We start from the raw sequence: 12,230 nt of genomic DNA, 5'->3' as shown, positions 1-12,230 counted from the left end.
TCGGTCAATATCTAAAGTCGGTAAATCGCTTAAGAATTGGCATACTAGATTACGTGACTCAACCGTTGATCTTGCTATTCGTGGGCATCGGCATCACTGTGCTTATTGGGGTGCTAGTGGTGGCAGTAATGGTGCGCACCCGCCGTCCCGGAGGTGGGGTGCGGGAATGGATCCGCGAGTCAGCCGATTCTTGGCAAGAAAACGAGCATCGCGCCCCCCGGGAACACTCTGGTCAGCGGGTACGCCTCGACACTTTGCTACAAGAGGCATCTCCGGGAGATTCCGCCAATCCGCTGGCAGAGGTAGAGAACCTGCGTACGGCCGCCGGACAAATGTGGGGGGAAGAAGTAGCAGCGATGCGCACGCGCCGGGCAGAAAAAGATGCCGCGCGTCAAGAAAAACGAGCAAAAGCCAACGCTAAGGGAGCTTCACCGGATGACACGGGGATGCTGCCTCCCACTTTTGCTCCTTCGCAGCATCGGCGTCCTCCAGCTAGTGCCGCAACCCCAATGGTGAAAGATCCAGAAGATTCCACTAGCTACCTGCCGCAGGTACCGACGGTAAATGCCAATAAAACCAAGGGAAAAGCTGCTGGAATCCAAAAGATTGCAGATACGCCCCGTGCGGACAAGCCAAAAGACCACCAGGGCGGGCAGATGCGTCGCTGGGCTCGCAAGTTCACCCCCGACACCCCGGTGAAGTCGGACGCCGCCGAACTGGATTTAGAGGAGCACACCGGTTTGCCCGGAGATGAACCTTTCCAGGTGGATAAGGTTTCCTGGCAACCCCTCAAATCGGAATAAGACCGATATTTTTTCTAAACCGGCAGTTCACGCGGGAAAAACTTTTCCTAATATGACCTGGGCGCGCCGATAGGTGACAATAGGGATATGGATTTTCTTTTTACACCTCTCGGGATTGTAGTTGTAGTTCTAGTTCTGGCGGTCGTTGGAACCGGTAGCGCTTTGGCGGTGCGCTCTGCGAAAGCGAAGAAACGGCTAGAGCCCTCCAAAGCGAAACAACTGGAAGCGACTCCCAGTGAAGCGGGTGGGGAGGAAGAAACTCCCGTAGATGGGGGAGCGGAACCTACAGCAGCTGAACCGGCTAAAGAAAGTGAAACCGCTGATAAAGAGGGTGCGAAAGAGGCAGTCCCAGAGACCGCGATTGCGGAGCCGGAGGTTGCGGAGCCGGAGCAGGCAGCGCCGGAATCAGTAGCAGCGGAAGAAACGCCAGTCGCGGCAGAATCCGCCGAACCCGCCGAAGAGCCAAGCGAAGCTCCCATCGCGGAAGAAGCCCATCCGGTAGAACCAGAACCGGAAAGTACTGAGGCCGCCCTCGAAACCCCAGAACCAGCCCAAGGACGGATGCAGCGTCTGCGTTCCCGGCTGGCGAAATCAGGATCATTCGGCAAAATGCTGCTGGGAGTGCTCGGTCGCGGCGACCTGAGCGCAGAAGATTGGGAAGAAATAGAAGATACTTTGCTGCTGGCAGACTTAGGGATCGCCGCCACCGATGAGCTGATGGAGGAACTGCGTACCCAGGCGAAAGTGCTGGGGACTTCCGATCCGGATAAGATTCGAGAAATTTTGCGTGCGAAACTGATTGAGCTGGTAAACCCGGATTTGGATCGCAGCCTAAACCTAGAGCAGGCCGATGGCAAAAAACCGGGGATCGTCCTCGCCGTGGGAGTAAATGGCACCGGGAAAACCACCACTGTAGGCAAGATTGCCCGCATTTTGGTGGCGGAAAACAAATCCGTAGTGCTGGGAGCGGCCGATACGTTCCGGGCAGCCGCTGCTGACCAGCTAGAGACCTGGGGTAACCGGGTAGGAGTGGAAGTAGTGCGCTCCGATAAAGAGGGCGCCGATCCGGCCTCGGTAGCTTTTGATACGGTTAAATATGCCAAAGATAAAGGGCTAGATGTGGTGCTGGTAGACACCGCGGGACGTCTACAGAATAAAGCCGGTTTGATGGACGAGTTGGGCAAGGTCAAACGGGTAATCGAAAAGAGCGCCCCGGTGACCGAGACCCTGTTAGTTCTAGATGCCACTACCGGCCAAAACGGGATGCAACAGGCAAAAGTATTCTCCGAAGTGGTAGATGTTAGCGGTATTGTGCTCACCAAGCTCGACGGGACGGCTCGGGGCGGAATTGTGGTTAGTGTGCAACGCGAACTAGCAGTGCCGGTTAAGCTAGTGGGACTAGGGGAAGGCCCCGATGATTTGGCGCCTTTCGTACCCGAAGATTTCGTAGATGCGCTGCTGAAGTAAACTAGACGGCGAAACTATTTCCAGGAGGAAACCACTTTGTTCAATAGCCTGTCTGATCGCCTAGCCGATTCCTTTAAGCGTCTGCGCTCTAAAGGCTTGCTGACCGAGGCGGATGTTGACGCTACCGTCTCCGAAATCCGCCGTGCCCTGCTAGAAGCCGACGTAGCGCTGCCGGTAGTCCGCCAATTCACCAAGACGGTGCGGCAACAAGCTTATGGAGCGGCGCGTTCCAAAGCCCTAAATCCCGGCCAACAGGTAGTCAAGATTGTTCATGACGAACTGGTGGAGGTCTTGGGGGGCGAGACCCGGGAACTTAACTACGCTAAGCGCGGACCATCAGTTTTCATGCTGGCTGGTCTCCAAGGTGCCGGTAAAACTACTCTGGCCGGAAAACTCGGCAAGTGGCTGCGAGAAGAAGAAGGCAAACGCGTCCTCCTCGCTGCCTGTGACCTGCAGCGTCCGGGCGCGGTCACTCAGCTAAGTATTGTTGCCGAAAAGGCCGGAGTAGATATTCACGCTCCCGAATCCGGGGACGGAAAGGGCGATCCGGTCGAGGTAGCACGTTCGGGACTAAACCGGGCAATCGCCGAAGGCTATGACGTGATTATCGTCGATACCGCTGGTCGGCTCGGTGTCGATGAAGAAATGATGCGCCAGGCGCGCGATATTCGCGATGCGGTTAATCCTAACGAGATCCTATTTGTCCTGGACGCCATGGTGGGGCAGGACGCAGTGCAAACTTCGATTGCCTTCCGTGACGGGGTGGGCTTTACCGGGGTAGTGCTCTCTAAACTTGACGGTGATGCCCGCGGCGGGGCGGCGCTTTCGGTGCGCGGGGTAACCGGGCAACCGATCTTGTTCGCTTCTACCGGCGAAAACTTGGGTGATTTTGAGCGTTTCCATGCCGAACGGATGGCCGGGCGCATCCTCGATATGGGTGATATGCTCACCCTGATTGAGCAGGCGCAAAAGGCCTATGACCAAAAAGAAGCCGAGGCGCTGGCTCGGAAGATGCAGAAAGGGCAGTTCACCCTCACCGACTTTATGGCGCAGCTGCAGCAGCTCCGCAAAATGGGGTCGATGAAGAAACTGATGGGAATGCTGCCCGGCATGAATCAGTACCGCGACCAGTTGGATGCCTTTGACGAAAAGAGCATCGACCGGATTGAAGCCATTGTAAACTCCATGACCCCGGCAGAACGCGATGACCTTTCCCTGCTGAACGGTTCGCGCCGCGCCCGGATCGCGCGCGGTTCCGGCACCACCGTTACCGAGATAAATGGGCTGGTAGAGCGGTTTACTCAGGCTGCGAAAATGATGAAACGGATGTCTAATGGGGGAGGCATGCCCGGGATGCCCTCTATGCCGGGGATGCCCGGAGGGCGCGGAGGCGCCACCAAGAAGCAGCGTAGGGCGGGGAAGAAGAATCGCCGCAAGTTCGGCAATCCCGCGAAGCAAAAACAGTGGGAGGCACAACAAGCCGCTAAAGGCGAGGAAACAGCGCCGGCTCCCGGCAGTGCTTTCGGGATGGGAGCTGCGCAGCCAGCCGCCCCGGCCGCAGCTCCCACTTTGGATGATCTGCCCGATGACTTGAAACGAATGCTGGGACAGCGATGAAGCAACTTAGCGGAAATTTTTATTACCGTAAGCAAGCTAATCAGGCTCCCAGCTGGGTGCGGGGGCAGTTAACGATTACCGAGGACGGACACTTCGGAACTTTTAAAGCCGACGCCACCGCTGACGGCGACTATTTCCTGCCGGGATTTTGCGATGTGCATTGCCATATCGGTTTCGCGGCAGTAGGGCAGATAGCCACACCGCAAGAAGCCTTAGCGCAGGCAGAGGCGGATCGAGACTGCGGAATTTTAGCGATTCGTGACTGCGGAAACCTGGAATATGCTCCCGGTATTTTAGGGAACCCTGCTTTGCCGCCGATTATTCGCTGTGGACGCCATATTGCTCGCCCTAAACGCTATATGCGGCTGCTACCTATCGATGTAGAGAACCTGAGTGATTTACCGCAGGTGATGGCGAGCCAAGCGCAAAAAAGTGACGGATGGGTAAAAATCGTGGCCGACTGGATCGACCGCTCCAACGGCGCGGATTCAGATTTGGATCCCCTGTGGCCCACCGAAATCTTGCAGGAGGGGATTGCGGCTGCTCATGAGGCAGGAGCGCGGGTAACCGCGCACGCATTTTCCCATAAAGCGATTGCGGGTCTGCTAGAAGCGGGGATCGACTGTATTGAGCATGGCAGTGGAATTGATGCCGAGCAGGCTCAAGAGTGCGCCCGGCGCGGGATTCCGGTGACTCCTACCTTGTTGCAGGTTGAATTGTTTAATCAGTTCGCGGCGCAGGCGGGTCAGAAATATCCGGTGTATGCGGAAACTATGCGGAAAATGTGGGAAGGGCGGCGCGAGCATTTTGCGATGCTCTACGATGCCGGAGTGCAGCTGCTGCCGGGTACCGATTCCGGTGGGTATCAACCGCATGGAGAGTTGGGACGGGAACTGGCGCTATGGGAACGCGGCGGGATACCTGCCCGGGAAATTATTGATTTTGCTACCTGGCGCGCCCGCGACTACCTAGGGGTGGGCGCCCTGGAACCGGGAGCCCGCGCCGACTACCTGCGCTATTCCTCAGATCCGAGTAGCGATCTGGAAATGGCAGTTAAACCTGAAAAAGTGGCCTTGCTGGGGCGCGAGTTCGCCACTAAAGCCCCGGTTTCCTAGGACTAATAGCCTAAAGAGGGTAATAATAGAAGCTATGAGCACTTCGGGAATGAGCCTTGACCACGCGTTAATGATAATCGCGGGGGAGGCGGCACAACAGGTAGGGGTCTACCTGCGCAAAGCCTTTCGTGCGCCCCTAGAGGTGTTCTTAAAAGCCGGTATCCACGATCCAGTCACTATCCATGACCGCTATGTGGAGGCGCGGCTGCAGTACCTGCTAGGCAGCGCGATACCCGGCTCCCGGATCTTGGGGGAGGAAACCGGGGAGCACGTCCTCGAGAAAGAAAAAGTTGCCGCAGCCGGAGCCTTAACTTTGCAACAGGTCCACGCTGCTTGCCAGGAAAAATCACGGCATCGCCTAGAGCAGCCACTTGCAGCTGAGGAGTTCGCCTGGCAGCAGGCTCGTGACGACCAGCGCGAGGAGGCCCCGGGGGCAGGCGAACTGGCGGAAGCAAAAGCGCTAGTGAAGGACTTAGGGAAGCGGGTGCGCTGGATTGTAGATCCTATTGATGGCACCGCGAACTTTGCCTCCGGCGTCGCCTATTTCAACACTTCTATCGGGGTGGAGCTAGATGGGAAAGCGGTGGCAGGCGCTGTTTATGTTCCCTACACTCGCGAACTTTTCATCGCTGATGCTACCAATGCCACCCTTTATGAGGGGGAGCGCGCCACCGCGATGCAAGCCGATAATGCGCGCGCCGAAAGCGAAGGCATCATCACCGGGTATTTCCCCTTCCGGGATAAAAATCCGCAGCGAGTAGAAAAATCCTGGCAGATGGCCGCCCGCCTGGCTAATGCTTACGCGACCGTGCATTCTCCCGGTGCCGGGGCTTTGGACCTGGCACAGGTAGCTGCCGGGCATACCGCCGTCGCCTTTGGAACTGCGATGCGCCCCTGGGATGTGGCTGCCGGGATCCACCTAGTGCGAGTGGCTGGGGGACAAGTCCAAACTTTCCAAACCCGTTATAACCGGGAAGATCCCGAACATTTGCGCGGGGCGTTTGTGGCTAGCGCCCGCGATTTAGATCCGGTTACTGCCCGCGCCGCCGTGGAACAGTTTATTCGTGCTTTTCAGTAGCTCCCTCCCGGTTTCACCGCAGTCAGTCCAGCGATTAGGGGCGGCAGCCTTTTGTGCGGCGATGCTCCTGGAATCGCGCAGAGAGTAGCTAAGAGGTGTGAAACTGCTCAAAGAAGCCGGCCTAGCGGGCAGTAAAGTAGAAACACAGCCTCAAATTCTGGCAGAATAGCTAGTTGTACCGGGCCAAGACACCCCCTCTCTGTGTGGCGGCCTTGTCTCGAGAGTTTGATCCAGGCCGAATCCCACCGGCTAGGGCGGACACTCAGCAGTCAATAGAACAGGAGAAACCACAAAAGTGGCAGTTCGTATTCGTTTAAAGCGTGTTGGTAAGATTCACTACCCGGTGTACCGGATTGTAGTGGTGGATGGACGCAAAAAGCGCGACGGTCGCGTAATCGAAGAGGTTGGACAGTACAACCCCAACGAGGAACCGTCTTTTATTCAGGTCCAGTCGGATCGGGTTCAGTACTGGCTCGGCGTGGGGGCACAGCCCTCGGACGCAGTTCGCCGGTTGCTGGTACTTTCGGGCGATATTGCCCGCTTCAACGGTAAAGAAAACGTTGAAAGCTGGATTAAGACCAAAGAAACTCTTAGCAGCGACGAGGCCCGCGAAAAGAACGTGAAGGCCGCCGCGGACGAGGCACAAAAGCGCAAGGCTAAGGTAAGCGAAGAAAAAGCTAAGGCCGAGGCCGAGGCGGCAGCTAAAGAAGCTGAAGAAGCCAAGGCTGAAGAAGCTGAGGAAGCTGCTCCCGAGAGTGAGGAAGCCTAAATATGTTGGCGGATGCACTAGAACATCTAGTTAGTGGAATTGTCGATCACCCCGACGATGTGCGGGTGGATGAACGCAGTATGCGGCGCGGCAAGCTGCTAGAGGTGCGGGTCAATCCGCAGGATCTTGGGCGAGTAATCGGTCGCGGAGGTCGCACCGCGCGGGCTCTGCGCAAGGTTATGGGCGCACTTTCTACTCGCGGACCGGTTCGGGTTGATGTAGTCGACACGGATCGTCGTTCGCGCCGATAGCGCTAGTTTTTTAGTTGCGAGCCCCATGAGGATTCATGGGGCTCGCAACTTATATAACAGGAAAGAGAACTATGAATCTGGTAAAAGTCGGGCAGGTTGGCCCGCCGCGTGGCCTAAAAGGCGAAGTGCTGGTGCGTCCCTTTACCGACTATCCCGCCGAACGTTTCCAAGTGGGAGCCACCCTGACTACCGCTGCAGGTGAGGAATGGACAGTGGCGTCCTACCGGGAAATAAAAAATCGCTACTGCCTGACTTTTTCGCATATAAACACGCGTGAGGGCGCAGAAGCTATCCGGGGTACCGAACTTTTTGCCCCGGAAACTTCCCGGGAAGATGAATACTCTTCTGTGCAGCTAGAAGGGCTAAAAGTCGTTAGTCCCGCGGGTGAACCCCTAGGTAAATGTGCGGGACTTGCTCTGGGGGGATTCCAAGACCGCCTGCAGGTAACCACGGCTGAGGATCAACTAGTGGAAGTACCTTTTGTGAAAGCCTTAGTGACCGGGGTTGACCTCGAAAATGGGGTAATCACCGTGGATGCACCTGACGGATTGTTTTAAGGGTGCAGAAAGGTTCCCCCATGCGGATAGATATTATCTCGATTTTCCCCCAGTTCTTTGATTGCTTAGATGTTTCTCTTATGGGTAAAGCCCGAGGCAGCGGTATTTTGCAAACCCATATATGGGATTTGCGGGACTGGACCCAAGACGTACATCGGACTGTGGATCGCGCCCCCGCGGGCGGGGGCGCGGGGATGGTGATGAAACCCGATGTGTGGGGCAAAGCCATTGACCAGGTGATTGACCAGGCAGGTGCCGCTAAAACGGTGCTGGCTATCCCCACCCCTTCGGGAATTCCACTCACTCAACGCCAGGTACGGGATCTAGCGGAAAACGCCGAGCATCTGGTGGTGGCCTGCGGGCGCTATGAAGGAATCGACCAGCGAGTCAGCCAGTACTATCAGCAGCAGCCAGGTGTTGCGGTGTTACCTTTTTCCCTGGGCGACTATGTGCTAAACGGGGGAGAAGTCGCCGCCGTTGCCCTGATAGAAGCAACTTGCCGGTTGCTGGATGGCTTCGTAGGTAACCCCGGTTCCCTGGTGGAAGAATCCTATGAACTATCCGGACTGCTGGAATATCCCGCCTATACTCAGCCGGCTACTTGGCGCGACCTGGAAATCCCGCCAGTATTGCTCAGTGGGGATCACCAAAAGGTCAAAGATTGGCGCCGCCAGCAGTCCCTAATGCTAACTGCCGCTCGTCGCCCCGATTTGATTTGGGATTTAGCCCCGGACGCCCTCGAAAAATCGGATCGTGAAATCCTGGCTGCCCACGGATTCCTACCTGCCCCCTATAGCCGGCAGGTACGTTTTCGTCGCGCGCAGCCGGGAGAAGCGGCAACCTGCTCAGCTATAGCATCTCGCCTATTCCCACAGGCTTGCCCGGACTATTTACCCGAGGACGCGATTGCCCGTTTTGTCGCTGAAGAACTTAGTGAGCAGGCTTTTAAAGCCTATCTAGCTGATCCGGGAACTTTAATCATCTTGGCTGAAGTGGCTCCCGGCGAAAAAAACAAAGAAGAAACCTCGTGGGAAACTGCCGGTTACACCTTAATCAACGCGGGCGCCCCCGGGTTTTTACCCCCCGAAGAAAACCTGGTGCAAGCAGCGGGAGAAAACTGCGCCTACCTGTCAAAATGCTATCTGGATCAGCGCTGGCGCAGCTCGGGACTGGCAGGGGCAATGTTGGAAGTATCCCATGCTCAGCTGCAAGCACTTTTCCCGCATATAACCAAGATTGGTTTAGGCACCAACCAGGCCAACCGTCGAGCCCTAAAATTTTATCGCCACCACGGCTACCGCAAATGCGGGCGTCGCACCTTCATGGTGGGCGGAATTGAAAATCAGGATCTGATCGCGGTTAGGGATTTCACAGCCCGCCAGGTTCCGTCTTGGGCGCAAAACGTGGCACAATAGGCAAGGTTGCACAAGTAGGCTGCGAAACCTGCCGCAGGGGGCCGCAAATGCCGCTTGGCAATGCTAGATACGCCGGCTAGACCGGCCCGATAGCTGACGTTACCTGCGGAACGAAAGCAAATGAGGAAACTACATTGAATATCATCGATGAGATTAACCAGAAGTCCCAGCGCTCTGATCTGCCCGATTTTCGCGCCGGCGACACCGTTAAAGTAAACGTACGGGTCACCGAAGGTGGAAACACTCGTATCCAGGTGTTCCAGGGGGTTGTAATCTCCCGTCACGGCAAGAAACAGCCGAATGCCACTTTCACCGTGCGTAAAATTAGCTTCGGGATCGGGGTAGAACGTACCTTCCCGGTAAACTCGCCGACTATCGAATCTCTCGAGGTAGTAACCCGCGGCGATGTGCGCCGGGCGAAACTGTACTACCTGCGTGAACGTCATGGGAAAGCCGCTCGTATTAAAGAGCGTCGCGATTCCTAAAATCGTTATTTGTTAATCGGCTCTGCCTGCGGGCAGAGCCGATTAACTTATATATGGCATGATGGAAATATCGAATCATGGCGGGAGCTAAAGGGATGAAAGAAACTAGAGCCGCAAGCGGCTTAGGGAAACGAGCGGCAGACGGGCCTGCCTCAGGAAGTGGCCGCCGCACACGCAAGACTCCCTCCAAATGGTGGTTGATGATTCGGGAAACCCTAATGATGGTGGTAGTTGCCCTAGCCATCTCCGCAATTATCAAGGCTTTCTTGTTGCAGGCCTTCCAAATCCCGTCCTCCTCGATGGAACAAACTCTGCAAATCAATGACCGTATCATCGTGTCAAAACTGGTTCCTAAATACCGGCAACTTAACCGAGGCGACGTGATTGTTTTCCAAGATGATGAAAACTGGCTAAAACGCGGCGCCAACACCCCCAGTCCCTCCCTGGTCGGCAAGATGATGATTTGGGTAGGGCTGCGCCCCGATGACTCCCACAACCACCTGGTTAAACGAATCGTCGGACTACCGGGGGATCGGGTGCAATGCTGCGACACTAATGGGCGGATAAAAGTTAATGGCGTCAGCGTAGACGAAAGCGGATATATTAACCCCGGCAGCGCGCCCTCTTTAATAAAATTCGATGTGACTGTGCCGGCGGGCAAACTGTGGGTGTTGGGGGATAACCGTTCCAACTCGGAGGATTCGCGTTTCCATATGAAAGAGCCTTCGAAAGGTTTCGTGTCAGTAGACCAGGTGACCGGGCGAGCATTCTCTATCATGTGGCCGATTACTCGGATGTCTACGATTAAGAACACCGACGCTTTCGCAGCGGTTCCGCCTGCTCCCTAAAATGACAACCATCCCAAGTCGAGACCTGGAACTTTCCTTACTATCGCGCGCGGAAAAACTATTTACCTCCCCGGATTACACCGCTATTTCTGCAGGTAAGAGCGGCACTTCGGCGTCTAAACTAACTTGCGTAGCCGGCATTGACGAAGTAGGTCGCGGGGCAATCGCCGGTCCCTTGGCAGTGGGGGTAGCGGTCATAGATGGAAGCGAAGGGGCGCCCCCTGCCGGTTTAACCGATTCGAAACAGCTAACCGCCAAGCGGCGCGAAGCCATGTTCGACGAGTTAGCGGCATGGCCGGCTGCCTGGGCGGTAGGAACCGCCAGCCCCGAAGAAATCGACCGCGAGGGATTAACCCCGGCCTTGCGCTTAGCGGCATTCCGCGCCTTGGAAGCTATAGAAAGAACTGGTTTTTCTCCGCGTTTACTGCTACTTGACGGCAGTTTCGACTATCTAACGGCACCTGCAGATTTATTTGCCTCCTGCGAGCCGCCCTCGCCGGCAGCGGTGTCGACTGCGTCCTCAGAAAAAGAAATTTCCCGCGGAGTTACCACTTTGGTCAAAGGAGATGGGAAATCGGTAGTTATCGCCGCTGCCTCCGTGCTGGCCAAGGTTACTCGGGATAGACTTATGAGCGGCTTGCCCGATCCGGGGTATGGCTGGGCAGCAAATAAGGGATATGCGTCCGCGCAGCACACCCAGGCAATTAGGCAGTTAGGGCTGGATTCATTGCACCGCCTCAGCTGGCATTTGCAGGGAGTGCCGGCAGCGGAATTTAGCCGAGCCTGGCGCGCTCGCCGCACCAGCGCAACGCAAGTTCCCAAAGTTTTTAGCAGTCTAAGGGGATGAAAATTGGGTATTGAAGATTTAGAAGCCTATGAGAACCATCAGGAACTCGCCTTGTTTCGCGAATACCGAGATGTGGTGTCTATCTTCAAATACGTGGTGGAAACTGATCGCCGCTTCTACCTCGCCAATCAGGTTGACGTGCAAATGCACAATAATGGCGGGGATGTTTTCTTTGAAGTAACCCTACAAGATGCCTGGGTATGGGATATTTATCGGCCTTCCCGCTTCGTTAATCGGGTAAAGGTTTACTCTTTCAAAGATATTAACGTGGAGAAGCTGCCCGAATCGGAAATAACTATTTAAAATACCTGCCCGGATAGCGCATTTAGCTAACCGGGGCGGCGGGCGGCTGTTACCATAGAAGGAAAGTGTTAGGCGTTTTTACGATGGTATATATGCAGAAAGGCTGACAGTGTCCAAGATTAATACTGTAGCGCCGGACTGGTCCGGGATAGCTTTCCATAATGACTCCTTTGTCGATGTTTCCAGCGAGGATTACCGCGATAAATGGGCAATAATGTTCTTCTATCCGGCGGATTTTTCCTATGTTTGCCCCACCGAACTAGAGGATTTGGCAGACAACTACGCTCAGCTGCAGCGGATGGGGGTAGAGGTTTATTCGGTTTCTACCGATAAACATCATTCCCATAAGGCTTGGCATAAAACCTCGAAACGGATTCAAAAAATTTCTTTCCCCATGGTGGCCGACCCTACCGGCAAGATTTCGCGAGCGTTTGGAGCCTTGGATGAAGAATCCGGGTGCGCCTATCGCTGTACCTTCCTGATTGACCCCAGCGGGATTATTCAATATGTAGAAACCACTTCGGATGCGGTAGGACGCAGCGCCGGGGAACTGCTGCGGAAAGTACGGGCGGCCCAATATATTTACGATCACCCTGACGAGGTGTGCCCCGCGAACTGGGATTTGGGGGAGAGCACCATTACTCCTACGTTTGATCTGTCTGGAAAGCTATAAGC

Annotated in this window: 14 protein-coding genes; all 14 read left to right on the top strand. The window is 55.6% G+C overall.

Annotation, left to right across the window (positions count from 1 at the left end; translation table 11 throughout):
• Positions 1-53 precede the first annotated feature (53 nt).
• The 14 genes from KO216_RS06815 to KO216_RS06750 all read left to right on the top strand — a co-directional run bounded on the left by KO216_RS06815 (position 54) and on the right by KO216_RS06750 (position 12,228).
• A complete protein-coding gene (locus KO216_RS06815) occupies positions 54-803 on the top strand; it encodes a hypothetical protein (protein ID WP_215523491.1) in 750 nt (249 codons plus the stop codon).
• 87 nt (positions 804-890) lie between these two features.
• Positions 891-2,270, top strand: a complete 1,380-nt coding sequence (gene ftsY / locus KO216_RS06810) for a signal recognition particle-docking protein FtsY (protein ID WP_215523490.1) — start codon at positions 891-893, stop codon at positions 2,268-2,270.
• Positions 2,271-2,306: 36 nt separating this feature from the next.
• Positions 2,307-3,887: a signal recognition particle protein gene (gene ffh / locus KO216_RS06805; RefSeq protein WP_215523489.1), complete on the top strand. Its 1,581-nt coding sequence runs from the start codon at positions 2,307-2,309 to the stop codon at positions 3,885-3,887.
• A complete protein-coding gene (locus KO216_RS06800; RefSeq protein ID WP_215523488.1) occupies positions 3,884-5,002 on the top strand; it encodes an amidohydrolase family protein in 1,119 nt (372 codons plus the stop codon). The genes ffh and KO216_RS06800 overlap by 4 nt, the downstream gene beginning before the upstream one ends.
• A gap of 34 nt (positions 5,003-5,036) precedes the next feature.
• Positions 5,037-6,080 carry an inositol monophosphatase family protein gene (locus KO216_RS06795; protein WP_215523487.1) on the top strand — a complete coding sequence of 348 codons (1,044 nt, stop codon included), beginning with the start codon at positions 5,037-5,039 and terminating at the stop codon, positions 6,078-6,080.
• A gap of 295 nt (positions 6,081-6,375) precedes the next feature.
• Positions 6,376-6,849 (top strand): 30S ribosomal protein S16, encoded by a 474-nt coding sequence (gene rpsP / locus KO216_RS06790; RefSeq protein WP_215523486.1) that lies wholly within the window; start codon positions 6,376-6,378, stop codon positions 6,847-6,849.
• Positions 6,850-6,851: 2 nt separating this feature from the next.
• Entirely contained in the window at positions 6,852-7,100 is a 249-nt protein-coding gene (locus tag KO216_RS06785; protein ID WP_215523485.1) for an RNA-binding protein, read from the top strand.
• A gap of 71 nt (positions 7,101-7,171) precedes the next feature.
• Positions 7,172-7,657: a ribosome maturation factor RimM gene (gene rimM, locus KO216_RS06780; protein WP_215523484.1), complete on the top strand. Its 486-nt coding sequence runs from the start codon at positions 7,172-7,174 to the stop codon at positions 7,655-7,657.
• 20 nt (positions 7,658-7,677) lie between these two features.
• Positions 7,678-9,072 (top strand): tRNA (guanosine(37)-N1)-methyltransferase TrmD, encoded by a 1,395-nt coding sequence (trmD, locus tag KO216_RS06775; RefSeq protein ID WP_215523483.1) that lies wholly within the window; start codon positions 7,678-7,680, stop codon positions 9,070-9,072.
• Between the two features lie 134 nt (positions 9,073-9,206).
• Positions 9,207-9,557 (top strand): 50S ribosomal protein L19, encoded by a 351-nt coding sequence (gene rplS, locus KO216_RS06770; protein WP_215523482.1) that lies wholly within the window; start codon positions 9,207-9,209, stop codon positions 9,555-9,557.
• 77 nt (positions 9,558-9,634) lie between these two features.
• A complete protein-coding gene (gene lepB, locus KO216_RS06765; protein ID WP_215523481.1) occupies positions 9,635-10,405 on the top strand; it encodes a signal peptidase I in 771 nt (256 codons plus the stop codon).
• 1 nt (position 10,406) lies between these two features.
• Positions 10,407-11,252, top strand: a complete 846-nt coding sequence (gene rnhB, locus KO216_RS06760) for a ribonuclease HII (protein ID WP_215523480.1) — start codon at positions 10,407-10,409, stop codon at positions 11,250-11,252.
• Positions 11,253-11,255: 3 nt separating this feature from the next.
• Complete coding sequence (locus KO216_RS06755; protein WP_162840155.1) at positions 11,256-11,555, top strand: DUF2469 domain-containing protein; 300 nt, start codon at positions 11,256-11,258, stop codon at positions 11,553-11,555.
• A gap of 109 nt (positions 11,556-11,664) precedes the next feature.
• Positions 11,665-12,228, top strand: coding sequence for a redoxin domain-containing protein (locus KO216_RS06750; protein ID WP_215523479.1), 564 nt, complete (start codon positions 11,665-11,667; stop codon positions 12,226-12,228).
• Positions 12,229-12,230 lie beyond the last annotated feature (2 nt).

This window comes from Varibaculum prostatecancerukia (assembly GCF_943169825.2).
Taxonomy (GTDB): Bacteria; Actinomycetota; Actinomycetes; order Actinomycetales; family Actinomycetaceae; genus Varibaculum; species Varibaculum prostatecancerukia.
This window is presented reverse-complemented; position numbering and strand designations above follow the sequence as displayed.

Excerpts from the sequence above, each read along its gene's own strand:
- rimM (WP_215523484.1), top strand. The coding sequence starts at position 7,172 with ATGAATCTGGTAAAAGTCGGGCAGGTTGGCCCGCCGCGTGGCCTAAAA.
- lepB (WP_215523481.1), top strand. The coding sequence starts at position 9,635 with ATGGCGGGAGCTAAAGGGATGAAAGAAACTAGAGCCGCAAGCGGCTTA.
- ftsY (WP_215523490.1), top strand. The coding sequence starts at position 891 with ATGGATTTTCTTTTTACACCTCTCGGGATTGTAGTTGTAGTTCTAGTT.
- KO216_RS06800 (WP_215523488.1), top strand. The coding sequence starts at position 3,884 with ATGAAGCAACTTAGCGGAAATTTTTATTACCGTAAGCAAGCTAATCAG.
- trmD (WP_215523483.1), top strand. The coding sequence starts at position 7,678 with ATGCGGATAGATATTATCTCGATTTTCCCCCAGTTCTTTGATTGCTTA.
- KO216_RS06795 (WP_215523487.1), top strand. The coding sequence starts at position 5,037 with ATGAGCACTTCGGGAATGAGCCTTGACCACGCGTTAATGATAATCGCG.
- rnhB (WP_215523480.1), top strand. The coding sequence starts at position 10,407 with ATGACAACCATCCCAAGTCGAGACCTGGAACTTTCCTTACTATCGCGC.
- KO216_RS06785 (WP_215523485.1), top strand. The coding sequence starts at position 6,852 with ATGTTGGCGGATGCACTAGAACATCTAGTTAGTGGAATTGTCGATCAC.